22 protein-coding genes are annotated in these 24,527 nt (G+C 48.4%); 9 read left to right on the forward strand and 13 right to left on the reverse strand.

The annotated features are described in order from the left end of the window. Positions 1-32: 32 nt before the first annotated feature. Positions 33-1,505: an apolipoprotein N-acyltransferase gene (lnt, locus tag A7981_RS02765; RefSeq protein WP_254258481.1), complete on the reverse strand. Its 1,473-nt coding sequence runs from the start codon at positions 1,503-1,505 to the stop codon at positions 33-35. A gap of 174 nt (positions 1,506-1,679) precedes the next feature. Between lnt and mscL the strand changes: the two genes are divergently transcribed. Then, positions 1,680-2,093 (forward strand): large conductance mechanosensitive channel protein MscL, encoded by a 414-nt coding sequence (gene mscL, locus A7981_RS02770; RefSeq protein WP_067263702.1) that lies wholly within the window; start codon positions 1,680-1,682, stop codon positions 2,091-2,093. 132 nt (positions 2,094-2,225) lie between these two features. Here the strand turns inward: mscL and A7981_RS02775 are convergent, their stop codons facing one another. From A7981_RS02775 to miaB, 5 genes are all read right to left on the reverse strand, one after another. After that, entirely contained in the window at positions 2,226-2,591 is a 366-nt protein-coding gene (locus A7981_RS02775; RefSeq protein WP_067263704.1) for a hypothetical protein, read from the reverse strand. Positions 2,592-2,672: 81 nt separating this feature from the next. Then, a complete protein-coding gene (locus A7981_RS02780; protein WP_067263707.1) occupies positions 2,673-3,533 on the reverse strand; it encodes an HlyC/CorC family transporter in 861 nt (286 codons plus the stop codon). After that, the gene (ybeY, locus tag A7981_RS02785) at positions 3,526-3,996 is read right to left on the reverse strand and encodes an rRNA maturation RNase YbeY (RefSeq protein ID WP_067263710.1); all 471 of its coding nucleotides are present in this window, start codon (positions 3,994-3,996) and stop codon (positions 3,526-3,528) included. The genes A7981_RS02780 and ybeY overlap by 8 nt, the downstream gene beginning before the upstream one ends. An 11-nt stretch (positions 3,997-4,007) precedes the next feature. After that, a complete protein-coding gene (locus tag A7981_RS02790; protein WP_067263712.1) occupies positions 4,008-4,988 on the reverse strand; it encodes a PhoH family protein in 981 nt (326 codons plus the stop codon). Position 4,989: 1 nt separating this feature from the next. Then, positions 4,990-6,351 (reverse strand): tRNA (N6-isopentenyl adenosine(37)-C2)-methylthiotransferase MiaB, encoded by a 1,362-nt coding sequence (gene miaB, locus A7981_RS02795; protein ID WP_067263716.1) that lies wholly within the window; start codon positions 6,349-6,351, stop codon positions 4,990-4,992. Between the two features lie 215 nt (positions 6,352-6,566). Between miaB and cysG the strand changes: the two genes are divergently transcribed. After that, complete coding sequence (gene cysG / locus A7981_RS02800; protein ID WP_067266415.1) at positions 6,567-7,961, forward strand: siroheme synthase CysG; 1,395 nt, start codon at positions 6,567-6,569, stop codon at positions 7,959-7,961. Between the two features lie 22 nt (positions 7,962-7,983). On the opposite strand, the gene A7981_RS02805 is transcribed toward cysG, so the two are convergent. Next, positions 7,984-9,261, reverse strand: a complete 1,278-nt coding sequence (locus A7981_RS02805; protein WP_067263720.1) for a sensor histidine kinase — start codon at positions 9,259-9,261, stop codon at positions 7,984-7,986. A gap of 85 nt (positions 9,262-9,346) precedes the next feature. Further along, positions 9,347-10,075 (reverse strand): two-component system response regulator OmpR, encoded by a 729-nt coding sequence (ompR, locus tag A7981_RS02810; RefSeq protein ID WP_067263724.1) that lies wholly within the window; start codon positions 10,073-10,075, stop codon positions 9,347-9,349. Positions 10,076-10,364: 289 nt separating this feature from the next. On the opposite strand from ompR, the gene A7981_RS02815 reads away from it, so the two are divergent. Further along, the gene (locus A7981_RS02815; protein WP_067263725.1) at positions 10,365-10,958 is read left to right on the forward strand and encodes an EF-hand domain-containing protein; all 594 of its coding nucleotides are present in this window, start codon (positions 10,365-10,367) and stop codon (positions 10,956-10,958) included. A 28-nt stretch (positions 10,959-10,986) separates the two neighbouring features. Here the strand turns inward: A7981_RS02815 and A7981_RS02820 are convergent, their stop codons facing one another. Both A7981_RS02820 and A7981_RS02825 read right to left on the reverse strand, forming a co-directional pair. Continuing rightward, entirely contained in the window at positions 10,987-12,636 is a 1,650-nt protein-coding gene (locus tag A7981_RS02820) for an electron transfer flavoprotein-ubiquinone oxidoreductase (protein WP_067263727.1), read from the reverse strand. Between the two features lie 63 nt (positions 12,637-12,699). Continuing rightward, positions 12,700-13,617: a LysR family transcriptional regulator gene (locus tag A7981_RS02825; protein WP_067263730.1), complete on the reverse strand. Its 918-nt coding sequence runs from the start codon at positions 13,615-13,617 to the stop codon at positions 12,700-12,702. Between the two features lie 123 nt (positions 13,618-13,740). On the opposite strand from A7981_RS02825, the gene A7981_RS02830 reads away from it, so the two are divergent. The 5 genes from A7981_RS02830 (at position 13,741) to A7981_RS02850 (ending at position 17,912) form a co-directional block, all read left to right on the forward strand. Next, on the forward strand, positions 13,741-14,490 hold the full coding sequence (locus tag A7981_RS02830; RefSeq protein ID WP_067263732.1) for an electron transfer flavoprotein subunit beta/FixA family protein: 750 nt from the start codon (positions 13,741-13,743) through the stop codon (positions 14,488-14,490). Then, positions 14,487-15,413 carry an electron transfer flavoprotein subunit alpha/FixB family protein gene (locus A7981_RS02835; RefSeq protein ID WP_067263735.1) on the forward strand — a complete coding sequence of 309 codons (927 nt, stop codon included), beginning with the start codon at positions 14,487-14,489 and terminating at the stop codon, positions 15,411-15,413. Before A7981_RS02830 ends, A7981_RS02835 begins: the two co-directional genes overlap by 4 nt. Before the next feature lie 25 nt (positions 15,414-15,438). Beyond that, entirely contained in the window at positions 15,439-16,215 is a 777-nt protein-coding gene (locus A7981_RS02840) for a ferredoxin--NADP reductase (RefSeq protein WP_067263738.1), read from the forward strand. Between the two features lie 87 nt (positions 16,216-16,302). After that, positions 16,303-17,439 (forward strand): GNAT family N-acetyltransferase, encoded by a 1,137-nt coding sequence (locus tag A7981_RS02845; protein WP_067263740.1) that lies wholly within the window; start codon positions 16,303-16,305, stop codon positions 17,437-17,439. Between the two features lie 179 nt (positions 17,440-17,618). Then, positions 17,619-17,912 (forward strand): hypothetical protein, encoded by a 294-nt coding sequence (locus A7981_RS02850; RefSeq protein ID WP_067263741.1) that lies wholly within the window; start codon positions 17,619-17,621, stop codon positions 17,910-17,912. Positions 17,913-17,979: 67 nt separating this feature from the next. Here the strand turns inward: A7981_RS02850 and A7981_RS02855 are convergent, their stop codons facing one another. Further along, complete coding sequence (locus A7981_RS02855; protein ID WP_067263744.1) at positions 17,980-19,023, reverse strand: LLM class flavin-dependent oxidoreductase; 1,044 nt, start codon at positions 19,021-19,023, stop codon at positions 17,980-17,982. 159 nt (positions 19,024-19,182) lie between these two features. Between A7981_RS02855 and A7981_RS02860 the strand changes: the two genes are divergently transcribed. After that, positions 19,183-20,016 (forward strand): helix-turn-helix domain-containing protein, encoded by an 834-nt coding sequence (locus A7981_RS02860; protein WP_067266420.1) that lies wholly within the window; start codon positions 19,183-19,185, stop codon positions 20,014-20,016. A gap of 5 nt (positions 20,017-20,021) precedes the next feature. On the opposite strand, the gene A7981_RS02865 is transcribed toward A7981_RS02860, so the two are convergent. Both A7981_RS02865 and A7981_RS02870 read right to left on the reverse strand, forming a co-directional pair. Continuing rightward, the gene (locus A7981_RS02865) at positions 20,022-21,206 is read right to left on the reverse strand and encodes an efflux RND transporter periplasmic adaptor subunit (protein WP_067263747.1); all 1,185 of its coding nucleotides are present in this window, start codon (positions 21,204-21,206) and stop codon (positions 20,022-20,024) included. Positions 21,207-21,229: 23 nt separating this feature from the next. Beyond that, the gene (locus A7981_RS02870; RefSeq protein ID WP_067263752.1) at positions 21,230-24,403 is read right to left on the reverse strand and encodes an efflux RND transporter permease subunit; all 3,174 of its coding nucleotides are present in this window, start codon (positions 24,401-24,403) and stop codon (positions 21,230-21,232) included. Positions 24,404-24,527: the final 124 nt, after the last annotated feature.

Consider the following 24,527-nt stretch of genomic DNA (forward strand, 5'->3'; position numbering starts at 1 on the left):
AAACGGAAATCGGCGCAAAACAGCCTGTAATTCTACTTCTTTTTGCGTACCCATAAAAGGCCAAGTGTACTTAACATGATCAATAAAACAGGCCAATTGCCAAATCGTACATAAGGTGTGGTGCCGCTATAGCTTTGTACGCTTTCTTCCAGTACACCAGTTTCAAAATGCGGTAGCTGCGAGATCACTTTGCCATCGACGCCAATTACTGCTGTGGCACCTGTATTGGTGGCACGGAGCATCATGCGCCCGGTTTCGAGTGCGCGCATCTGCGACATTTGCAAATGCTGGTACGAAGCTAATGATTCACCATACCATGCATCGTTACTTGCATTAATGAGTATGCCCGCTTGTGGTAACTGGCGAATGATCTCTTCGCCGAATACATCCTCATAGCAAATATTTAATGCGGCTTTCTTGCCGGATATCTGAATCGGTTGCTGGTGGATATCACCGCGCGCAAGGTCGGTAAGCGGGATATTGAGCCAGTCTCGATAGATCCAGCCGAAAACACTTTTTAATGGAATAAACTCGCCGAATGGTACTAAATGGGATTTGCGATAGACCTGCGTCTCGGCACTGCCGATACTCAGCATGCTGTTGTAATACTGCTCGTTTTCATACTCAACCGCGCCAATGATGATATCTCCCTGATTCTTTACCGCATGTGCCTTGAGGGCTGCAATATAAGCTTCCGGTAGTTGTGTGACTAGCATCGGAAAGGCCGTTTCCGGCATCACGATGATGCTGGCGTTTGAAGCGGTCACCAAAGCATAGTATTTATCTAGTGTCCGTTGTACTTCTGCTGCATCCCACTTCATATCTTGCGCGATATTACCTTGCAATAATGCGACAGAGAATTTGTCTCCCTCAGGTTTAGACCACGTGACATATTGAAGTGAGATACCTGAGATGAAAAGAGTCGTGAGTGCAATAGCGGTTTTTTTACGAGTCTGGGTATCTAAAAAAAGCAATATGAGGCTAGCGACCAATGCCGTTAGGAGTGATACGCCATAGACCCCGAGTGCAGGTGCGAATCCGGCTAACGGGCTGTAGGGTATCTGGGAGTAACCTACATTTAGCCAAGGAAAGCCCGTGAATATCCAGCTGCGTATCCATTCTGCAACTACCCATAGTATGGGCAAAGCAATCGCAGGGTGAGGTAGCTTCTTGCTAATAAAACCTACTGCCGCAGTAAACAACGAGAGGAATGCGCAAAATGCAAAAGTAGCGAATGCTGCCATAGCGAATGGCATGCCACCAAAATCATGCAGGCTGATGTAGATCCAGGAAACACCTGCACAGAAGAATCCTAAGCCAAAACTAAAGCCTAACCATGCGGCTTTGGTAGCGGAATCACTTTTCTGAATGTAGTAAAAGAGTGTGGTTAAGCTGATGATCGGTAATGGGTAAAGATAAAAGGGGGCGTATCCAAGAATGGATATGGCGCCGGCCATCACCATGAGCAATAGCGGCAAACAGGGCTTTAATAATGAGGTACGCAATAAAATCCCCGTAAAATAAATGTGGAACGTAGCTGGACGAATACTGAATCTTTTTGCATTATAACGATTACGGTTGGCTTGATGCATGTAATAGCTGGTTGTAAATGCATTGCGTGCATTAAGCTTAAAAAGCTCGCAATTAGAAGATTCGATCAACAGGAGGTGTTAAACAGCATGCTAAAAGAATTTAAAGCGTTTGCGATGCGAGGCAATGTGGTCGATATGGCCGTTGGTATCATCATCGGCGCTGCATTCGGGTCTATCGTTAAATCGTTGGTAGACGATGTCATCATGCCGCCTATCGGCTTGGTATTAGGTAATGTCGATTTTAGTAATCTGTTCTTTGTGCTGAAAGAGGGTGCAGTAGCGGCTCCTTACACGTCAGTTGCGGCAGCGAAAGCCGCTGGTGCAGTGACGTTGAATTACGGTTTATTTGTGAATGCTGTCGTCAGTTTTATGATCGTTGCTTTTGCGGTATTCATGCTTATACGCACAATCAATCGGTTAAGGACTGAACCACCGCCACCTGCTGCGGTGACTGAAGATGTATTATTGTTGCGCGAGATTCGTGACTCGCTAAAGAAGTAGGGCAGAATAGCCGGAATGAGAAAAGCCAAGGGCGGATAATCCGCCCTTGGCTTTTATAAAAGGTTTTTCATGCATGCCTCTTCAAGCTTTATAGACCCGGAATAATTTCTGGTTTACTTTTCTGACTTAACTTTAGTCGTGGGTTTCATTTGGCGTCTTACTTTCAGGCGCATCGCCATCGTGATTCATGAATACCACCATCACGACCTTGTCATTAACGAAATCAAGTTCCGTGGTCTGGTAATACGCACCTTCCAGATTGGTATTGATGTAGTGATATTGCCAGACAGAGGCAAACACTTCGCCTGACTCTGATTTGAAATCATTTTTCTTACTTGGCTCACCAAACTGCTCAACAATCTTTTCTTTTGCAACATTGTTGATCTGGGAGATGAATTCGTTCTCAGTAGTGGGGATTTCTCCATTACCACTTATTGGTTCATTCGCGCTGGCCGTAATCGCGACAAACAAAGGCAAGGCCAAAAGCATGATCTTCATGGCTGGCACTCCTACAAACAGGTAATAGAAATATTACCTGAATTTTGACCCTTAGTAATGGCGGATAGTTCCGTAAATGCTTTACGTTTCAATATCTTCGGTAACTTCAGGTGCAGGCTCGACCAGTACGGAATGTAAGCGCCTACTATCAGCGCGCACTACTGTGAAATTGAAGCCATCAAAGCTGATCTCATCACCCCGTTTGGGCAAGTGGCCAAATTTGTTGACGATCAAGCCGCCGATGGTGTCGAACTCTTCATCGCTAAATTCGGTATCCAGCGCCTCATTAAAATCGGCGATCTCAGTGAGTGCTTTGACGCGATAACGCCCATGGCTATCGCGGATGATATTGTCCTCTGTCTCATCCAGATCGTATTCATCTTCAATATCACCGACGATCTGCTCGAGTACATCTTCGATTGTGACCATGCCAGCGACGCCACCGTATTCATCCACTACGATAGCGATATGGTTGCGGTTACTGCGGAATTCTTTCAGCAACACATTGAGACGTTTTGATTCGGGAATGAATAAGGCAGGGCGCAGCATCTCGCGCGCATTAAAGTCATCGCTGGCATAGTAGCGCAGCATGTCTTTTGCCAGCAGTATGCCGATGATATGGTTCTTGTCTTCATCGATCACCGGAAAGCGTGAGTGAGCGGTTTCAATGACGAAAGGAATGAATTTCTCAGGTGGTGTGCTGATGTCGATCACATCCATTTGCGAGCGCGGGATCATGATATCGCGTACTTGCATCTCAGACACTTGCAATACGCCTTCGATCATTGCCAGACCATCTGCATCAAGCAGGTTGTTCTCGTATGCGGAATGTAAAAGCTCGATGAGTTGTTCGCGGTCTTCTGGCTCGCGTAGTAAAAAGTGACTCAGGCGTTCAAGCCAATGTCGCTTCTCGGATATATTTTTCTTGTCGGCTTCAGCCATGATGCTTGTTCTCAGTCCATTCCATTTTTTCTGTCAGGTACGGGTCAGGATATCCCAGTCTCGTGACAATTTCAGTTTCCAACGATTCCATCAGTTCAGCTTGAGGTTCCGTCTCGTGGTCATAACCATGTAAATGCAGTACGCCATGTACTGTCAAATGTGCAAAATGTGCATCCAGTGATTTGTGTTGTGCGGCAGCCTCACTGGCAACGACAGGTGCACATATAATGATATCGCCCATTAAATAGGGTTCTTCAGTCAGCGGGAAAGTCAGCACGTTGGTCGCGTAATCTTTTCCGCGATAATCACGATTCAGTGTGCGGCCTTCTTCTTCATCCACGATGCGTAATGCAATCTCGGTATCGATACGTAACGCCGTTCTCGCCCATTTGCGAAATTGGGTCGCACTCGGTAACGGTTGAAAATTAGATGCGATCTGCACATCCATTGATAACTTAGGCATGGTCGTCCGCGCTAGATATTTTTTGAGGCGTGCGATGATGTTTCATTCGCATCCTTCTCACCATCATATTTTTCGTAGGCATTGATGATCTTTTGCACAAGTGGATGCCGTACGACATCCTCAGAGATAAAGTGGGTGAAAGCCAGACCGCGTACTTCTTTCAATATTTTTTGCGCTTCAATCAAGCCACTTTTCTGGCCGCGACCGAGGTCGATCTGTGTGACGTCACCCGTAATCACTGCTTTAGTGCCGAAGCCGATACGCGTGAGGAACATCTTCATCTGTTCGGGTGTTGTGTTCTGAGCTTCATCCAAAATGATGAAGCTTTGGTTCAATGTACGTCCTCGCATATAGGCGAGTGGCGCTACTTCTATCGCACCACGTTCGAACATCTTGTTGACCGAGTCATAGCCAGCCAAATCATACAACGCGTCATAAAGCGGGCGCAGGTAAGGGTCGACTTTCTGCGAGAGATCACCCGGTAAGAAGCCGAGCCGCTCGCCAGCTTCTACAGCCGGGCGTACTAAAACGATTCTTTTCACGCGATCACGCGTCAATGCATCTACAGCACTGGCCACAGCCAAGTAGGTTTTTCCTGTGCCAGCCGGGCCAATACCGAATGTGATATCAAAGTCTTGTATCTGTTGCAGATAGCTGACTTGCCTTGGTGTACGGCCATGTAGATCTTGACGGCGTGTCATCAATACAGGCATTGATGATGTCGCAACAGATTCTGGGCTCAAGCGATCAATCTCGACTAGCCCCAGTTGAATATCTTCTAAGCCTATTGGTTTTTTTGAGCGCGCATAGAAGTTCTCAATCAGTTGCGCAGCGAGCTGCATGTTCTGCTTTTCGCCAGAAAAACGGAAATGCGCGCCTCGCCTTGCAATACCGACATCAAGCGCGTCTTCGATCTGTTTGAGGTTCTCATCCAACGTGCCGCACAGGTTCGCTAAACGGACGTTATCTTCAGGCTGTAAGGTGATTTCCATGCTAATTGACCAATTCGCCGCGCAGACTATGGCTGCGAGCTTCGGTTATAGATACATCGATGAATTGACCAATCAGGTCATGGCTGCCAGCGAAATACACGATGCGGTTATTCTCTGTCCTGCCTGCTAGCTCGGCTTCGTCTTTGCGTGATACATGTTGTACTAGTACACGTTGCATGGAGCCCACCATTGCTTCGCTGATCGCTTTTACCTGCGCATCATTCACTGCCTGCAATCGTGCCAGACGTGCAGCTTTGGTATCTTCAGGCGTGTCGTCATTCAAATATGAAGCGGGCGTGCCGGGGCGTGGGCTATAAAGAAAGCTATAGCTCAAGTCGAAGCCGATATCATTTACCAGCTTCATGGTGGCTTCAAAGTCGGCATCTGTCTCACCGGGAAAGCCGACGATAAAGTCCGACGTGATCGACATATCCGGCCTGATCGCGCGAAGTTTACGGATCGTCGATTTATATTGCAGCACTGTATAGTTCCGCTTCATCGCCATCAGTACCCGATCAGAACCAGCCTGCACAGGTAAGTGCAAGTGGGAAACCAGCTTGGGGATGCGCGCAAAACAATCGATCAGCGCTGCGCTCATCTCATTCGGATGTGAAGTCGTAAAGCGGATGCGCTCTACTTCTGGAATCTCTGCGATATACTCGATCAGCAATGCAAGGTCTGCGTTCTCGCCAGTCGATGTCTCGCTACGATAAGCGTTCACGTTCTGACCTAGTAGCGTAATCTCTTTCACGCCTTGCGTAACCAGTTGTATGGCTTCTGTGAGGATGTCATCAAATGGGCGGGAAACTTCATCTCCACGCGTATATGGTACAACGCAGAACGTGCAATATTTACTGCAGCCTTCCATAATCGATAAGAATGCGGCGGCACCTTCCACACGCGGTGGTGGTAAGTGATCGAACTTCTCAACTTCAGGGAAACTGATATCGACTTGCGATACACCTGTGCGTTGCTTGCTTTTGATCATATCTGGCAAGCGGTGCAGTGTTTGCGGGCCAAATACCACGTCTACATAAGGCGCACGCGCGACGATATTCGCGCCTTCTTGGCTGGCGACGCAACCTCCCACGCCGATCACAAGATTCGGGTTCTTTTCTTTTAGTGGGATGAAACGGCCCAGATGGCTGAATACCTTGTCTTGCGCTTTTTCACGCACAGAGCAGGTATTGAGCAGAATGACATCTGCATCTTCCGGGTTTTCTGTTGCTTCCATGCCTTCGGTAGCATGCAACATGTCTGCCATGCGTGACGAATCATATTCATTCATCTGGCAGCCGAAAGTTTTAATAAAGACTTTTTTCGGCGCGTTTTGCTTTGCGTTTTGTTTCTCTTGCGAACTCATGGCGTAAGAAAAACGGCAGTTTGTGTGTTTGGTAAAGTGTATGAAGGGTGCAAAATATCTTAAAAAAACAGTATGCTAAGGGTGAATTGTAGCGTATTCCACTTTGAAATCAAAACGACACCATTAAAATCTCAAATCATCACTTCTTCATTGCAAACCCAATGGTGTGATTGTCGTTATCTATAAAGCTGTAAATCAAGGGTAAAATGATGCCCATGCATGCACTCCCAATCTTCATGAGTTTACAAGGTCGCCGTTGTGTCGTCGTCGGCGGCGGGGATGTGGCTACGCGCAAAGTCACCATGTTGTTAAAAGCTGAAGCTGCGGTTGATATAGTGAGCCCTGAATTGTGTGCTGAACTTGCAGAGTTGGAGAGCCAGCAGAAGCTCTCGCATATTCCAGCATTATTCTCGCCGGAGCACTTAGATGGCGCTGTGATCGTGATTGCTGCGACTGATGATGAGGCAACCAATATTGCTGTATCTGTAGCCGCTAAAGCGCGCAATATCCCGGTGAATGTCGTCGATGCTCCGGCACTTTGTACTTTCACCACGGCAGCCATTGTTGATCGCTCACCTATTGTGATCGCGATTTCGAGTAGCAATGCATCGCCTGTTTTGGCGCGGTTGATACGTACCAGAATCGAAACAATGATTCCCTCGACTTATGGGCGCTTGGCAGCACTGGCTGCAGACTTCCGTGACCGGGTAAAGCAACGTTTTTTAACTACGCAGCAACGCCGTATCTTTTGGGAAGATGTCCTGCAAGGGCCGATCGCTGAACAAGTGCTTTCCGGACAGGAGCCTGCTGCCAGATTGGCATTGGAAAAACTGCTTGAGCATGAGTCGCCAATGCAGAACAAAGGCGAGGTGTATCTCGTCGGGGGCGGCCCGGGTGATCCTGATCTGCTAACTTTTCGTGCGCTGCGACTGATGCAGCAGGCGGATGTTGCGATTTACGATAAATTGGTCAGTAAAGAAGTGTTGAATCTCGTGCGACGCGATGCCGAGATGATCTATGTCGGCAAGGCACGTGATCAGCATACCTTGCCGCAAGATGAAATCAACCAACTGCTGCTCAGGCTGGCGAAAGAAGGCAAACGTGTGTTGCGGCTAAAAGGTGGCGACCCTTTCATTTTTGGCCGTGGTGGTGAAGAGATAGAAACCCTGATGGAGCACGGCGTTCCATTTCAAGTTGTCCCCGGTATTACCGCGGCGACAGGTGTTTCGAGCTATGCGGGCATCCCGCTCACGCATCGTGATTATGCACAATCATGCATATTTACCACGGGACACTTAAAAGACGGTACGGTTGATCTTGATTGGCCAGCCTTGGTGCGCCCTAAACAGACGGTTGTTATTTATATGGGGTTGGTAGGTATTGAACAGATATGCCAGCAACTCATCGCGCATGGATTATCGCCCGACATGCCTGCGGCGGTGGTGCAACAAGGTACGACATCCAAGCAGCGTGTGGTCGTGGCTGATTTGGCGACTTTGGCTGAAAAAGTCGGTCAAGCGGAAATGAAGCCACCTTGTTTAACGATTGTCGGTGAGGTCGTGAAACTGCGTGAAAAGCTGGCGTGGTTCGATCCTGATAAATCCAACTAACCCCAGCTTAAAGACTCATCGATTAGTTAACCATATGGATAGGCAGGGTGAGTCTTGCCTCAAGGCCGCCTTCAGGGCGGTTGAGCAAGGTAAGCTCACCTTTGTGCAGTTTTGCGATGCGGCTTGCGATTGCCAAACCAAGTCCGCTGCCACCTTCATTACCACGCGCGGTATCCATTCTTTCAAAAGGCCGCAAAAGCCTGGCCATTTGTGCGGCTGGAATTCCCGGGCCTTTATCCAATACGCTTAATATGATCGAACCTGCCGTGATGACCGTCGTCACCGTGACTTCATTACGGCTATAGGCAAAAGCGTTATCGATCAGGTTATTCAGCAGTCGCTGAATCGCCAATGGGCGCAATGGAACAAGATGGGTAGGGGAGAGTTTGAGCACAAGGTTACGGCCCGCGCGGATATGGCGGTCATAGATCGATTTAAGTAGCGAGTTGATATCGATCATCTGTGTTGGCTCACCTTCTATGCCACGTACAAAATCCAGGAACTGGTGGATGATGTTATCCATATCGCTGATATCTTGCACCATGCCTGCTTTCAGGCTGCCGCTTTCTTCATCCGGCAACATCTCGACAGATAGCCTCAAGCGGGCGAGTGGTGTGCGTATATCGTGTGAGATGCCTGCTAGCAGTAGTGTGCGTTCAGCATCTAGTCGTGCCAAGGCTTCAGACATCTCATTGAATGCGTGGCTCACCTCGCGTAACTCATCCAGACCTTCTTCTACCAACCTCGGGGGGTGTTCGCCTTGACGTAAGCGGTTTGCAGCCTTGACTAGCAAGCTTAATGGCCGGTTAATACGCTCTGCAATCAGGAATGCGCCCAGTAGTGCCAGTGAAATGACCAATGCGCCCCAGCCCAGCCACTGCCACGGCACTGCACGCTCCGCTTGGACGCGTGGGATGACGACCCAAAAGTCATCTTGCCCAATGCTAAAACTGACCCATAGGCCCGGTATGCCGAAGTGGTTGACCGTTACGATTGTTTCTTTGCCCAAACGATTGTGCACTTTTTCGACGACTAGCCTAATGAACGGGTCTTTGGGGAGCGGTTCTATCTCTTCGAGTAGGTCTGCGCTGTAAATGCGCACGCCTTCCGTGCCTGATAGCTCAGTCAACAGCGCCATACGGCGGTCGGCGTGAGATGCTAAGAGTGCTGCTTTGGTGTAATTGACGACGGTGATGGCTTGAACGGCTGCGGCAACAGCGCGGGGTTCACGTTCGAAATACTCGAATATGCGGAGCGCAGCGAATTGGCCGATAGCCATCAGAATGGCAATCAGAACCATTGCCCTTGCTAGCAATGTGCGGGGAAACAATCTCACTACTAGCTCGCTTTACGGGGTGAAGTGTTGTGGTCGGTCGCCACCGTATCTAGTTCTTGACGCTTTCGCCATCAGGAATAAATACATAGCCGAACCCCCACATCGTTTGCAGGTAGCGTGGATGTGCCGGATCAGCCTCAATGAGGCGTCTCAAGCGCGATACCTGCACATCAATACTGCGGTCAAACACATCCAGCTCGCGCCCACGGGCAAGCTGCATGAGCCTGTCGCGTGATAAAGGCTGGCGCGGATGATCTACGAATACTTTTAATAGCGCATATTCGCCGCTGGTGATCGTAATGCTTTCACCATTCTTGGTCAGGGTGCGGGTCGATAAATCAAATACTAGATCACCAAATGTGATGATCTCTTCTTCACGTGAAGGCGAACCTGGCACAACACGTTCCTGGCGGCGCATGATCGCGTTGATTCTCGCCAAGAGTTCGCGTGGGTTGAATGGTTTTGGCAGGTAATCATCCGCGCCCATCTCGAGCCCGATGATTCTATCGACTTCATCGCCGCGCGCAGTCAGCATGATGATAGGCATCGCATTGCCTGCTGCGCGTAACCTGCGACAGATGGCTAGACCATCTTCTCCTGGCAGCATCAAATCCAACACTAAAAGGTCAACGTGTTCTTGCGCCAAAGCGGTGTTCATTTCAGCGGAGTCTGATGCAGTACGGACGTTAAAGCCCTGCTCTCCAAGGTAGCGCTGCAGCAATTCGCGCATTCTGAGATCATCATCTACCATTAATATTTTTTTTGCTGGTTCTTGCATATCGTTCTTTATTCTAAGTGCTTAGATTTAAGTGCCGAGAGATTAAAAGTTAAATGTTTACAAAGAGTAACTAATTCTCACAAATTATTCCATATACATTATACGGTTAGATTCCTGTAATGGAACTATATATTATTTCGTTACAATTTATTACAAACACGTATTTTTATGAAACATTCGATTTACATTCATGCGTCATCATTGCGCCTCCCACACTATGGATTTAGTTGGTAAGTATAGGGCGCGACGTATAAAAGACCTTAGCTTGCTAACAGTATCATAATCATTTATGCAAGCAGCAAAAATGAAGGTCATGACATTGAAGAGAGGGGCATTTTCTACCTCTTTTCAGCAGCGTACATTCCTGACGGTCTGTACGCTTTTGGCATTCAACGCACCTCTGTTGGCGGCACCTGATGATGTTTCTGTAGCTAAGCCTGTGGATGCGGCGGGCGCTCAATCATCCTCTTCAGGCAAACCATTGAAGTCTCTCATTAGTATTGAGGAGAGCATCAAGCTGCGTAATGACATCAATGAATACTCACGTACAGTAGACCCCGCGCATGTGCAGATCGAAGAACGTCGGCGCGTCATGCATCAGCGGTTGCAGAAACGTTTTCAGCAGGCCGATATCGATAATAGCAAATCGATATCGCGTGATGAGGCGGCACTTTATATGCCGCAGATCGCCCGTCATTTTGATTCTATCGATACCAACGATGATGGCGTGATCACATTGGATGAGCTTGAGGCTTTGCAAGTGAGGATTCTAGAACGTCAGCGTAACGATGCTGAGCGAAAAGTACTGGAAGATCTTGAGCCTGCACCAAAACCCAATGAGACAGTAGAGAAGTCCGCCCCTGCCAGCAAAAAACGTCCTTAAATTCGTTTTTTTGCCATTCTTCTAACAATCACATATTGATGTAATTCGGTCCACCGCCGCCTTCAGGTGGCTGCCATACAATATTCTGTGTTGGGTCTTTGATATCACAAGCTTTGCAATGGATGCAATTGGGCGCATTGATCTGCAAATGCTCCTCTCCCGCAGCACCAATAATCTCATAAACCCCTGCCGGGCAATAACGTTGTTCCGGAGCATCATATAAGGCCAAGTTGATCCTGACCGGCACGCTGCCATCTTTCAAACGCAAATGGCAAGGTTGATCTTCTTCATGCTGTACGTTTGAAAGATAGATAGAAGATAGGCGATCAAAGGTAATCTTGTTGTCTGGCTTGGGGTATGCGATTTTCTCGACTGAGGTGATGGGCTTCAGTGATTCATTATCTGCTTTGCCATGTTTGATCGTCCACGGTGTACGCAAGCCCAGACTGCCCAGCCACATTTCAAAGCCGCCATATACGCTACCGAATATATTGCCGAATTTCGAGAGTGCAGGTTTTACATTGCGTACTTTATCTAAATCTTGCCAGATCCACGACGCGCGCAGTTTTTCAGGGTAGCTCACCAGTTCATCATGAGATCGATTGGCTGAGATGGCCTCGAATACGGATTCCGCTGCCAGCATGCCGGATTTCATCGCATTATGGCTGCCCTTGATGCGCGGTACATTGACAAGTCCGGCAGAGCAACCGATCAATACCCCGCCGGGGAATGTCAGTTTGGGCAGTGATTGCAGTCCGCCTTCGTTGATCGTGCGTGCACCATAAGAAAGGCGTTTCGCATTTTCGAGCATAGGCGCGATCTTGGGATGCGTCTTGAAGCGCTGAAACTCTTCAAATGGACTGAGGTAAGGATTTTCATAATTGAGGTGTACGACAAAACCGACCGCAACGACATTGTCTTCCAGATGGTAGATGAATGAACCGCCACCTGTTGTTGCATCCAAAGGCCAGCCTTGAGAATGTATGATGCGACCAGTTTTATGATGCTCTGGCGAGACTTGCCAAAGCTCTTTAAAACCAAGGCCATATTTCTGTGGTTCTGCATTTGCACGTAGATCAAACCGGCTTTCAAGTTTGCGGGTCAGTGAGCCGCGTGTGCCTTCAGCGATCAATGTGTAATTGGCATGGAGCTCCATGCCTAAGGCAAAGCCGGATTTTTCGCTGCCGTCACGTGCTAAGCCCATATCGCCAGTGACAATGCCTTTAACCGCGCCATTGTCATCGTATAAAAGGTCAAAACCGCTAAACCCCGGGTATATCTCTACCCCTAATGCTTCAGCTTGCTCACCTAACCAGCGGCATAGATTGCCAAGGCTGATGATGTAATTGCCTTGATTGCTCATGAGCGGCGGCATCAGGAATTCAGGGATATGCCAGCTCTTTTTTTCTCCAAGTACAAGAAAATGATCTTCTGTCACTTGATTGCTGAGTGGCGCGCCTAACGATTTCCAGTCGGGTATCAGTTCATTTAAAGCGATGGGGTCGATCACTGCACCAGATAATATATGCGCGCCAACTTCGCTGCCTTTTTCAAGGATGCAGATACTGATCTCCTTACCTGCTTCAAGGGCGAGCTGCTTCAGCTTGATCGCAGCAGATAACCCCGCTGGGCCAGCGCCGACAATCAGTACGTCATAATTCATCACATCACGTTGCATGGTCGTTTCTTTATCGTCTTATTTAATAGTGCGCTTTAATATTTTTTTACCTGATCTCAACACTCAGGTGATATTGATCTCATTAGTGTGGTGCACATCTGCTGTCATCGTCTTGCAGTAGTCCAGAAACGCTCGCATGCTGGCTGTCTGGTATTTCTTTTTATGCCAAACAAACATGAACTGACGGCGTAAATCAAGCATGGGTGTCACTAGCGGTATCAGGCTGCCCCGCTTGAAATCATCGCGCAAGGTCAGACGGGAGATGCAGCCGATGCCAAGACCAGATTCTACCGCACGTTTAATGGCTTCGGTATGTTCAAGTACCAGCCTGATATTCAGCTGGTGTTGATGATGCCGCAATGCGTGGTCGAATGTCTCACGTGTGCCGGAGCCAACCTCGCGCAGTATCCATGTTTCAGTAAGCAGATCATTTAATGTAATGGTCTTCTGGTTCGCTAATGGATGGTCTGGAGCACAAAAAACCACTAATTCATCATCCATCCACGGTTCCGCTGTGATATCAGGATGCTGACAATTACCCTCAATTAAGCCTAAATCTAGGTCATAGTTGGCGATTTGTTGTAAAATCGCGTTGGTATTTTGCACATGTAGTTGAATTTGGCATTGCTGATGCGCTTTCATGAAAGAACCGATCAGGAGTGTGGCGATATAGTTGCCCACCGTGAGAGTTGCGCCTACTTTTAGAGAGCCTAGAGTGGCATTGCCTTGCAGCATATTCTCGACTTCTGTTGCCTGGTCCAGCAAAGCAGCTGCTACGGGTAACAGGCTACGACCCAAGTCGTTTAATTTGAGTATCTTGCCCATGCGGTCGAACAGTTTGCAGTCGAACTGTTTTTCGAGTTCAGCAAGGGCGGTGCTGGCAGCCGATTGAGAGAGCGACAACGCCTCTGCCGCGCGCGAGACATTTTCTTGCCGCGCGATGGCAACAAATACTTCAAGTTGTCTTAGGGTGTGCCGCATGCGAGGGGCCTCATGAGATAGGCTTTATATCTACTATGCAGATATATGTTATTTGAATAATTAATTTAATAGATATTCTACCGCCGATTAAAATACACGGCAATTAAGTTTGGGAGTTGATTAATGAAGGTTTTGGTGGCAGTTAAGCATGTGTTGGATTACAACATAGCACCACGCATCAAGCAGGATGGTTCGGATGTCGATATTGCCGGCGTCAAGATGGGCATCAACCCATTTGATGAGATCGCAGTCGAAGAAGCCGTTCGCCTGAAAGAGCGCGGCGTTGCGACTGAGATCGTAGCAGTCTCTATTGGCGGTGAAAGCAGCAAAGATACTTTGCGCCATGCATTGGCCATGGGTGCGGACCGTGCTGTATTGATTCAAACAGATGTTGTGATGCAACCGCTGGGCGTTGCTAAACTGCTGAAAGCTGTTGTCGATAAAGAAGCACCTAGTTTGATCATTCTTGGTAAGCAGGCGATTGATGATGATGCAGGCCAAACAGGCCAAATGCTCGCAGCCTTGCTTGGCGTTGGGCAGGGTACATTTGCTTCTGCAGTGACAATCAAGGATGCTGAAGTGGAAGTCGCGCGTGAAGTAGATGGTGGTAGTGAGACGGTTGTCTTGAAATTGCCTGCTGTCATCACAGCTGATTTACGTTTGAATGAGCCAAGGTTCATCAAATTGCCTAACCTGATGATGGCAAAAAAGAAACCTATCGATACATTGGCCGCTACTGATTTGGCTGCTGATTTTAGCCCGAGACTTAAACTGGCTAAAGTAGCGGAGCCACCAGTGCGTAAGGCTGGCGTGATCGTTGGTAACGTAGCTGAGTTGGTAGAAAAATTACGTAGTGAAAAGGTAATCGCATGAGTGTATTGATTCTGGCCGAGCATGACGGCAAACACCTAAAACAATCTACCCGCCAGGCAGTAACGGCTGCTACGGCATGGCAATTACCAATCCACATCGTGGTGACTGGCAATGCCATCGATGCGATTGCACAAGAAGCTGCAAGCATCAGTAATGTCGCACGTGTGATCAAGGTTGATGGGGCACAATTCGCCCATCCATTGGCTGAGGATGTGGCTAATGTGATCACCGCAATCGGTAAAGAATATAAAGTCATACTGGCTGCGCATACTGCTTTTAGTAAGAGTGTGTTGCCACGTGCAGCTGCGGTATTAGATGTCGCGATGATCTCGGATGTGATCTCTATTACCGCACCAGCAACTTATGTGCGCCCTATCTATGCGGGCAATGTATTCGCAACCGTTGAAAGTGCTGATGCGCTGCAAGTGCTGACAGTGCGTGCGACATCATTTGATGTGGCTGCCAATGGAGGCAGTGCAGAAATTACGAGTCTTGATGCACCAGTTGCAAACACACAAAGCCGCTGGGTGAGCGAAGAGAAAAATGTATCTGATCGTCCTGAACTGGCATCAGCACATGTTGTCATCTCTGGAGGGCGTAGCCTTGGTGAGCGCTTCAATGAATTGCTCGACCCGGTAGCGCTTAAACTGAACGCTGCGCTGGGAGCGACGCGTGCTTGTGTCGATGCCGGTTTTGCACCGAACGATATACAGGTCGGTCAGACGGGTACGATCGTTGCACCTGAGTTATATATCGCGGTCGGCATCTCTGGTGCGATGCAACATATCGCCGGTATCAAGGATAGTAAAGTGATCGTGGCGATCAATCATGATCCTGATGCACCTATTTTCAGGTACGCCGATTATGGTTTGGTTGCTGATCTGTTCGACGCTTTGCCGCAATTGAATGCGGCGCTTAATTAATCACAATATTCTGGAAAGCTGAAATATGGCCTCTTTTTACACCGAGAAAGTCTTATCGGTAAAACATTGGAACGATAGTTTGTTCACCTTCTCAACTACACGCGACGATGCGTTACGTTTCGAGAACGGCCAATTCGTGATGATCGGCCTGGATGTGAATGGCAAGCCACTGATGCGTGCTTACAGTATTGCCAGTGCAAACTATGCCGAACATCTTGAGTTCTTTAGTATCAAAGTGCCTAACGGCCCATTGACTTCACGCCTGCAACATCTAAAAGTGGGTGATGAGGTTCTGGTCAGCCGTAAGCCTACAGGGACTTTGCTCTTATCTGACTTGAAGCCTGGAAAGAATCTTTATCTGCTATCTACTGGTACTGGTTTGGCGCCATTCATCAGTTTGATACAAGATCCTGAGACGTATGAGCGTTTTGAAAAAGTGATTCTCGTGCACGGTGTGCGCCGTGTGAATGATCTGGCTTATGAAGAGTTCATCACTAAAGAACTGCCACAAAACGAGTTCTTTGGTGAGCAAGTGCAAAAGCAGCTAATTTACTATCCGACTGTAACGCGTGAACCATTCAAATATGAAGGTCGCCTGACTGACTTGATGGCAAATGGTAAGTTATATGCTGATATCGGTTTGCCTCCGCTGAACCCTGAAACTGATCGTGCGATGTTGTGCGGTAGCCCCGGCATGCTGGAAGATACCTGCAAGATTTTGGATGCAGCAGGCCTTAAAGTGTCTGAACGTATTGGCGATATCGGTGACTACGTGATCGAGCGCGCATTCGCTGAAAAGTAATTAATTAGTATGTTGAAGAACGGCAGCTTGCAAACGAGCTGCCGTTTTTTATTTGTACTCGCGCATGATTTCAGATAGTTTAGGCTCATGAGTTTAGAGATAGCCATCGCCACTAGTTTTTCACAGATCGATGCCGGTGAATGGGATGCCATCAGCGATGGATCGCCAGTATTAAGCCATGTATTCCTCAGCACATTGGAAGAATCGCATTGTGTCGGTGAAGGTACAGGTTGGCAGCCATATCCTATTGTCGTGCGAGAGTCTGGCATATTGGTAGGCGCGGCTCCGCTATATCTTAAAAGTCACTCCTACGGTGAGTATGTGTTCGACTGGTCATGGGCCGACGCATACGAGCGCAGCGGGCTATCTTATTACCCCAAGTTGCTTGTCGCTATCCCATTCACGCCAGTGACTGGGGCACGCTTACTTGGCTCTCGCCCTGAAGTTCAAACGTTATTAGTACGCGTGCTAGAGCAGCAGATGCAAGAGCACGATCTTTCATCTGCACATGTATTGTTTACCGATGATACCTCGTCTAATGCATTGCAATCTGCTGGATGGCTGTTGCGTGATGGCGTGCAATTCCGCTGGGAGAACGATAGCTTTAAGGATTTTGAAGATTTTCTCAGTCGGCTTGCACACGACAAGCGCAAGAAGATCAGGCAGGAACGTAAAAAGATCATCAATGCCGGTGTGACTTGTAAACAGCTAAGAGGAAATGAGGCCAGTGAAACTGATTGGGATTTCTTCTTCCAGTGTTATGAGCATACTTACCGTGAACATCGATCCACGCCATATCTGAATCGAGCGTTCTTTCGGTTACTGGCGCAACGTATGCCAGACAATATCTTATTGATTCTTGCCGAACGTGAAGGAAAACCTATTGCAGCCGCGCTGAATTTTTATGACGAACAGGCTTTATATGGGCGCTATTGGGGTGCGATGGAATATGTGCCTGCATTACATTTCGAGCTGTGTTATTACCAAGCACAAGCGTTTTGTATAGCGCAGGGTATTCGTTATTTTGAAGGAGGTGCGCAAGGTGAACACAAGCTAGCGCGCGGCTTTTTGCCTAGAGCGACACGCTCATATCACAAAATCGCGCATACTGAATTCGAGGCCGCTATTAAAGAATATGTCAGACGCGAGTCGCGAGGGATGGCGGTATACAACAATGAGTTGGAAGAGCGCGCGCCCTATAAACATCTCGATGATATTCCCTAGTTAAAATCATTAGGCGTTATCAGATAGCGCCTACAGTCGAATCCTCCATCTTCTGATGATCGGGATAAGTGATAAGTCATAAGCTGGGCTATTGGCTAATATCATCTCGGTATTAGTGAATGAATAAAAAGGTATCTCCTATGCGGGATGCTCATTATTAATATCTGGAGGATAAGAAAATGCGTAAATTGATAGCAGTATTGTTTGCATCAAGTTTGTTATCTAGCCCGTATATGGCATCTGCGGCATCTAAAGAAGAAACGCCGCAAGCGCCTGTACAGTCTGCAACCAAACCGGGTACCCCTAATACCAATGCTAAACCAGAGTATCTTGAAGCTCAGCCTGAGAACGTGATGCCTAAAAATGATGGCACTACTGATTCAAAGAGCAAACATGGCGATAGCACCAAGAAACTTGAAAAAGGTAAGAGCCACAATAAAAAGCCAGATGCTGGTGGCGTAGAAGTGAAATAGTTTTTGCAAAGCAGAAAAGCCCGATTTAGTCGGGCTTTATTTATGGGCAAAAACTGATAAATAAAACCTAAGCGGAGGTTTTGTCTAATTCTTGATGGAGCTCTTCATGGAGTTCGGCAACGATCTCAAAAGAGCGTAAACGCGCGGTATGGTCGAATATCTGTGCTGCAACCATGATCTCATCAGCTTCGGTCTCTTCTATGATGCGTTGCAAACCCTCTTTCACAGAGGCTTTATCCCCTACGATAGAATAATTCAGCGTGTGTTCGATGCCTACGCGTTCACCGGCATCGAGGATGCTATTCACATCATCTACTGGCGGCAAAAGTTTGGTCGGAGTGCCACGTCGCAAATTGATGAATTGCTGTATGAGCGATGTGAATAGTTTGCGGGCTTCAGTAGTCGTGTCTGCGGCGAACACATTGGTCGTTACCATCGCATAAGGTTTTTGCAGGTGTTCGGATGGCCTGAATTGTGAGCGGTACATATCCAGCGCTTGCATCAATGCGGCTGGTGCAAAATGTGCTGCAAATGCGAAAGGCAAGCCCATCTCGGCGGCTAATTGCGCGCTATAAAGACTGGAACCTAATAGCCATATTGGTACATTCAACCCACTACCGGGAACTGCCCGCACTTGGCGGCCATCTTCAAGATATTGGTTCTCGACCTCTGCTTCTTCAGCCGAAAAGTAGCGTTGCAACTCAGATACATCATTCGGGAAGTTGTCTGCGCTACTGGCAAGGTTACGCCTAAGCGCACGTGCGGTCTTCATATCAGTGCCGGGCGCACGACCAAGGCCAAGATCAATGCGGTCTGGATAGAGAGATGCCAACGTGCCAAACTGTTCTGCTATCACTAAAGGTGCATGGTTCGGTAACATCACACCACCAGAGCCTACACGTATCGTCTTTGTGCCATTGGCTACATGGCCTATCACTACTGCGGTAGCGGCACTGGCGATGCCTGGCATATTATGGTGCTCTGCAAGCCAGTAACGTTTGTATTGCCAACGCTCGGCATGTTGTGCGAGATCCAAACTATTGCGGAAAGCATCTGCCGCAGTTGCACCTTGTACGATGGGTGATAAATCCAGTACGGAAAAAGGAATCATGGTATTAATATGGAGGTTGAAATATAGGAAAGCAAGTATTTGCACTATAAAATAGGGCTATAGTGCTTTCTGGAATGCATGCGTTGGTTTGCAAAAAATCACTTTCGAATGATTGGTTTAATTAGCGTTGACCAGTCGTTATTACTTGCCTGTATGAATATGAAAAATTCTGCTATCACTGTTGCAATGCCTGATTGCGTTTTTACGAATGCTAATGGCCTGACAGTAAACCCTGATACATCGGAACGGCCTGTCGTTGCCGTGGCTGTCAGCTATACAAAAGGCCACGCAGTCAACGCACACTCGCATAAGCGTGGGCAGCTCATGTTCGTTATCTCCGGCAGTATGCGTATCGATACTGAAGAGGGATCTTGGGTAACGCCACCCGGGCGTGCATTCTGGGTGCCGAGCAATATTCCTCATAGCGTTACCTATACACAGGCCGCGCAGTTACGAACTGCTTATGTGCGCGCTGATTTACTGGCATCACTCCCCGTCAGATGTTGTGTGCTGAAACTTTCTACATTATTACGTGAGCTGGTCATCAGCGCCGTGGATATTGGCTGGGATTACGAAGATCGAAGCCGTGAATATCGCTTAATGGAGGTGCTGGTTGACCAGATCGCCATTGAGAACGAAGCACCATTATTTTTGCCTGAGGGTCGCGATCCGCGTTTAAAGAAGATAACCGCGGCCTTGCATGAGAACCCCGGTGATAACCGACCTATCGAAGCGTGGTCTAACTATGCTGGTGCAAGCCCGAGAACCTTATCCCGGCTTTTCCTTAAAGAAACGACGCTGACTTTCTCAGCGTGGCGACAGCAGCTTTGCCTGATTCGTGCAGTCGAGATGCTGGTGGAAGGGCATAGTGTGACCAAGATTGCCTTTTCACTTGGCTACAGTAGTACGGGCAGCTTTACCACGATGTTCACTCGCGTGATGGGTGAGCCGCCGACTGTTTATCTTAATCGGTGGGATCACCCTTCACACTAATCTGATTAGCCTGCTTTCGCTGGGCTGACATCTTCTTTTTTGATATGGACTTCTTCACCATCGACGATTCCGTCTGGCGGGTTGTCAATCACGCGGTCATCCGCATTGACCCCAGAACTTAACTCGATGACTTTGCCCAGATCACGGGAAATCTCTACCGATTTTAATGCCACCTTGTTGTCGGCATCCACGGTTGCAACGCGTAGACCTGATTTATCTAAGATCAATGCGCTGGATGGGATATTCAGCGTAGCCTGATTAGAGGGTAGGTCAAATGTCACTTTTGCATAGCCACCGGGCAATAATTCACCGGCGGCATTGTCTACAGCAAGTTGCATCAATGTGGTGCCTGACGATGCATCGACTGCCTTTGAAGATGAGGCAACGATAGCCTTGAAGCTCTTGCCGGGGTACTCAGGCACTGAAATACTGGCTGTGCTGCCAGTCTTGATACTCGCAGCATAGCTTTGCGGCACGCTGACATACAAACGTAGCTTCTTGGTGTCTGAGACAACGAACAACGCAGGGCCACTGCTGCTGCCAACATTGATCAATGCGCCGATATCCGTTGTACGAGCAGTGACGATACCATCGAATGGCGCAACGATACGAGTGAAAGCTTTGGTTGCCTGAATACGGTCAAGGTTGGCCTGTGCAGATTGCAGCAATGCTTTTTTAGTCGCTAGGTCACCCGCTTTATCATCGAATTCCTGACGTGATACCGAGTTAGAATCGAGTAATGATTCGATGCGTTTTGACGTGATGGCCGCTAGATCGACATTTGCTTGGTAGCTTGCCAGATCTGCTTTCGCTTGCAACAGTTGCTGGTCGAGGTCGGGTGTTTCGATCTCACCAAGTAGTTGGCCCGCTTTTACTGGCGTGCCAATATCTACATTCCAGCTTTTGAGATAACCGCTGACGCGTGCATAGATCGGGGCATTCGCGAATGCTTCGAATCGGCCGGGTAGATCAAGATTGCGCGACTCCCCCGTATTGCTGGGAGATATTACGCTAACGGTAGTGATGGCTTGTTCTTTTGTCCATTCATTGAGATGTTTATCCGTGCTGGCACGTGCCGTGACCCCTATGACAACGATGGTCAGTAATACGATGACTGCACCAATGCCGACGATTTTTAACGTTCGGTGTGACGGACCCTTGTTGGCAGAACCAACGGGATTAGATGACATGAGTTTCTCCATTCATAGACTTCTTATACTGTTTCTTTGTGATATTTGGCATGTACCATACTGAAAACGACAGGTACGAATATCAATGTTGTGATGGTTGCAAAGATCAGGCCGCCAATCACAGCACGTCCTAAAGGTGCATTCTGTTCACCACCTTCACCTAAGCCCAATGCCATAGGCGCCATACCGATGATCATGGCCAATGCAGTCATCAACACAGGGCGGAATCGCACAAAACCGGCATCTATCGCTGCGGCGGTAGCGTTGCCTAGTTCATTAAGGCGTTCACGCGCAAAGCTGATCACCAGTACGCTATTGGCCGTTGCCACACCCATACACATGATAGCGCCCGTAAGCGCCGGAACAGAGAGTGGCGTAAAGGTGAGAAACAGCATCCAGATGATACCCGCGATCGCAGCTGGTAACGCACTGACAATCACGAATGGGTCACTCCACGATTGGAAGTTCACCACGATCAGCAGGTAGATCAATACGATCGCGCCAAGCAAACCAAAGAGCAGGCCGGAAAATGCTTTTTCCATCGTGCCGACTTGGCCTAATAGGGCAATGGTCGAACCTTTTGGCACATCTTGCGCGGTTGCATCCAGTATCTTGCGAACATCTTTGGCTACACCACCAAGGTCGCGCCCTTGCGTTGCAGCATGGATCTGTACCATAGGCTGAATGTCATACTGGCTGAATAGCGCGTAATTGTTGCTGCGTTGAATATTGGCAACACTCCCCAGTATCGCTTGATTGCCATTACTGTCGGCACTGCTGACAGGGGTGTTCTCAAGTGATGTTAACGATGAAAGTGCATACTGCGGGGTTTGCATCACGATAGGGTATGAGACGCCGTTAGCTGGATTCAGCCAATATGTCGGTGCGACCTGGCTGCTACCCGCAAGATTGACCACCATATTATTCGTGACATCCCGTGCGGTTAGGCCAAGATCCTGAGCACGAGAGCGGTCGATATCTACCTTGAATACAGGTGTCTTGCGTGATTGCTGTATGCGTACATCGGCGATGCCCGGTATCTCACGAATCTGTTTTAGTATCTTGTTGGCATATTCATAGTTAGCTGCAATATTGCTCCCACGTATTTGTATATCAATAGGCGCAGGTGAACCGAAATTCAAGATTTGACTCACGATATCCGCAGGTGGGAATGAGAAGGTGACCCCGGGGAATTCACGAGGTAAAACCTCACGCAACTGCTTCACATATTCAGCAGTGGGGCGGTGGTCTTCACTTAATGCGATCTGAATATCGCCATCCTGTGAACCCATCACACCGGTATTGTTGTATGTCAGGTTGATCGAGCTTGAAGGCAGGCCGATGTTATCGACCATGGTAACGATCTCTTCTGCCGGAATCACGCGACGAATCGTTTGCTGTATGGCTGCGAATTTTGCAGAGGTATCCTCAAGACGTGTACCGACTGGTACACGTGCGTGCATCAATATCTGCCCGCCATCTACCGCCGGGAAGAAGTTTCTACCGAGGAATGGAATCAATGCAGTTGAAAGCACGATAAAACCAAGGAACACGATCACGAATAATTTGCGGTGGGTGAGTGCTAGTTCGAGGATTTCGCGATATCCACCACGGAAGCTCTCAAACCTTGCTTCAAAGCCGCGCTGGAAATTCACCAATGGGTTACGTGAAGGCGGCAAGGTCGCTGCAGTACCGTGTATGTCTGTGTGGGCTGCATGTTTCTTGAGCAGGTATTTAGCCATGGTCGGCACAAGCGTACGTGACAGTATGAATGAACTGATCATCGCGAACATCACAGCTTCTGCCATCGGTACGAACAGGAATCGGGACACACCTTCAAGGAAGAACATCGGCACGAATACAATACATATACATAACAACGAAACGAATGCTGGTACGACGATTTGGCGTGCACCATCCAGAATCGCAGGTTCTACATCCTTGCCTTGCTCCAAGTGCCAGTTGATGTTCTCGATGGTTACTGTTGCGTCATCTACCAAGATGCCGACAGCCAACGCCAAGCCGCCTAGCGTCATGATGTTCAGCGTTTCGCCTGTGATGGATAAGCCCACAATCGCCCCGAGTATCGACAATGGGATCGAGATCGCTATGATGACCGTCGAACGCCAGCTACCCAAGAACAGCAGAATCATGATGCTGGTCAATATCGCGGCGATCACACCCTCGATCGCAACGCCTTTGACGGCAGCTCGCACGAAGACGGATTGGTCGTTGATAGGTACTGCGTTCAGGTTGTCTGGCAGTGTAGGCTTGATCTCCTCAAGCTTAGCTTTTGCCCCGGATACGATATCCAGAGTAGAGGTCGCACCATTTTTCAAAATGGACATCAGTACGGATTTTGAGCCATCCACGTGAACCACATTGGTCTGTGGTGGATTGCCATCTCGCACGTTCGCTACATCGCGTATATACACCGTCGCACCATTCACGACTTTGATAGGCAAGTCGCCGAGTTCTTCAAGTGGACCAACAGAGTTATTCAACTGTAGCGTATATTCAAACGAACCGATCTTTTGCGTACCAATCGGCGTGATCAAATTTTGTGCTGCAAGAGCATTAGCAACATCCTGTCCTGATAAACCACGTGCTTGCAGTGCCGCAGGGATAAGATCGATCTGTGCCTGACGGGTCTTGCCACCAAAAGGAAAAGGTACAGCAGCACCCGGTACAGTCACCAAGCGAGTGCGGATGATATTCAAACCCAGATCGGCAAGCGCCTGTTCAGACAAGCCTTTGCCTGAAAGTGCGATTTGCAGAATAGGCACAGTCGATGCGTTGTAATTCAGGATCAGCGGCGGTGTGGTGCCAGTCGGCAACTGCCTTAATAGGGTTTGGGCGACTGCGGTCACCTGCGCATTCGCTGTGGCGATATTAACGCCGGGCTGAAAGAATATCTTGATGATGCCGAAGCCGGTATAAGAGTTTGCTTCGATGTGTTCGATATCGTTTACCGTTGTCGTCAATACACGCTGGAAAACGGTAGAGATACGGCCAGCCATTTGGTCTGGTGGCATACCGGTGTATTGCCATGCAACCGCGATTACTGGAATCTTGATTTCAGGGAAGATATCGGTCGGCATCCGTAGCGCCGACAATATACCTGTGATGAGGATCAGTATCGCCAGCACAACGAATGTGTATGGGCGCTTTAATGCAACCTGAACGATGCCTAGCATTGGGGTTTCCGAGAAAGCTTGTTAGTTATTATCTGAAAACGGTGTTTCAACTTGATGTATTTTCAGTACTTTATATTTTTAACGCTATGTTTAGGATATACAGTGTGCGCCAAAAGTTGCAAAC

The sequence above is a fragment of the Methylovorus sp. MM2 genome (assembly GCF_001648895.1).
GTDB lineage: Bacteria > Pseudomonadota > Gammaproteobacteria > Burkholderiales > Methylophilaceae > MM1.

Excerpts from the sequence above, each read along its gene's own strand:
- mscL (WP_067263702.1), top strand. The coding sequence starts at position 1,680 with ATGCTAAAAGAATTTAAAGCGTTTGCGATGCGAGGCAATGTGGTCGAT.
- A7981_RS02775 (WP_067263704.1), bottom strand. The coding sequence starts at position 2,591 with ATGAAGATCATGCTTTTGGCCTTGCCTTTGTTTGTCGCGATTACGGCC.
- A7981_RS02780 (WP_067263707.1), bottom strand. The coding sequence starts at position 3,533 with ATGGCTGAAGCCGACAAGAAAAATATATCCGAGAAGCGACATTGGCTT.
- ybeY (WP_067263710.1), bottom strand. The coding sequence starts at position 3,996 with ATGCCTAAGTTATCAATGGATGTGCAGATCGCATCTAATTTTCAACCG.
- A7981_RS02790 (WP_067263712.1), bottom strand. The coding sequence starts at position 4,988 with ATGGAAATCACCTTACAGCCTGAAGATAACGTCCGTTTAGCGAACCTG.
- miaB (WP_067263716.1), bottom strand. The coding sequence starts at position 6,351 with ATGAGTTCGCAAGAGAAACAAAACGCAAAGCAAAACGCGCCGAAAAAA.
- cysG (WP_067266415.1), top strand. The coding sequence starts at position 6,567 with ATGCATGCACTCCCAATCTTCATGAGTTTACAAGGTCGCCGTTGTGTC.
- A7981_RS02805 (WP_067263720.1), bottom strand. The coding sequence starts at position 9,261 with ATGGTTCTGATTGCCATTCTGATGGCTATCGGCCAATTCGCTGCGCTC.
- ompR (WP_067263724.1), bottom strand. The coding sequence starts at position 10,075 with ATGCAAGAACCAGCAAAAAAAATATTAATGGTAGATGATGATCTCAGA.
- A7981_RS02815 (WP_067263725.1), top strand. The coding sequence starts at position 10,365 with ATGCAAGCAGCAAAAATGAAGGTCATGACATTGAAGAGAGGGGCATTT.
- A7981_RS02820 (WP_067263727.1), bottom strand. The coding sequence starts at position 12,636 with ATGCAACGTGATGTGATGAATTATGACGTACTGATTGTCGGCGCTGGC.
- A7981_RS02825 (WP_067263730.1), bottom strand. The coding sequence starts at position 13,617 with ATGCGGCACACCCTAAGACAACTTGAAGTATTTGTTGCCATCGCGCGG.
- A7981_RS02830 (WP_067263732.1), top strand. The coding sequence starts at position 13,741 with ATGAAGGTTTTGGTGGCAGTTAAGCATGTGTTGGATTACAACATAGCA.
- A7981_RS02835 (WP_067263735.1), top strand. The coding sequence starts at position 14,487 with ATGAGTGTATTGATTCTGGCCGAGCATGACGGCAAACACCTAAAACAA.
- A7981_RS02840 (WP_067263738.1), top strand. The coding sequence starts at position 15,439 with ATGGCCTCTTTTTACACCGAGAAAGTCTTATCGGTAAAACATTGGAAC.
- A7981_RS02845 (WP_067263740.1), top strand. The coding sequence starts at position 16,303 with ATGAGTTTAGAGATAGCCATCGCCACTAGTTTTTCACAGATCGATGCC.
- A7981_RS02850 (WP_067263741.1), top strand. The coding sequence starts at position 17,619 with ATGCGTAAATTGATAGCAGTATTGTTTGCATCAAGTTTGTTATCTAGC.
- A7981_RS02855 (WP_067263744.1), bottom strand. The coding sequence starts at position 19,023 with ATGATTCCTTTTTCCGTACTGGATTTATCACCCATCGTACAAGGTGCA.
- A7981_RS02860 (WP_067266420.1), top strand. The coding sequence starts at position 19,183 with ATGAAAAATTCTGCTATCACTGTTGCAATGCCTGATTGCGTTTTTACG.
- A7981_RS02865 (WP_067263747.1), bottom strand. The coding sequence starts at position 21,206 with ATGTCATCTAATCCCGTTGGTTCTGCCAACAAGGGTCCGTCACACCGA.
- A7981_RS02870 (WP_067263752.1), bottom strand. The coding sequence starts at position 24,403 with ATGCTAGGCATCGTTCAGGTTGCATTAAAGCGCCCATACACATTCGTT.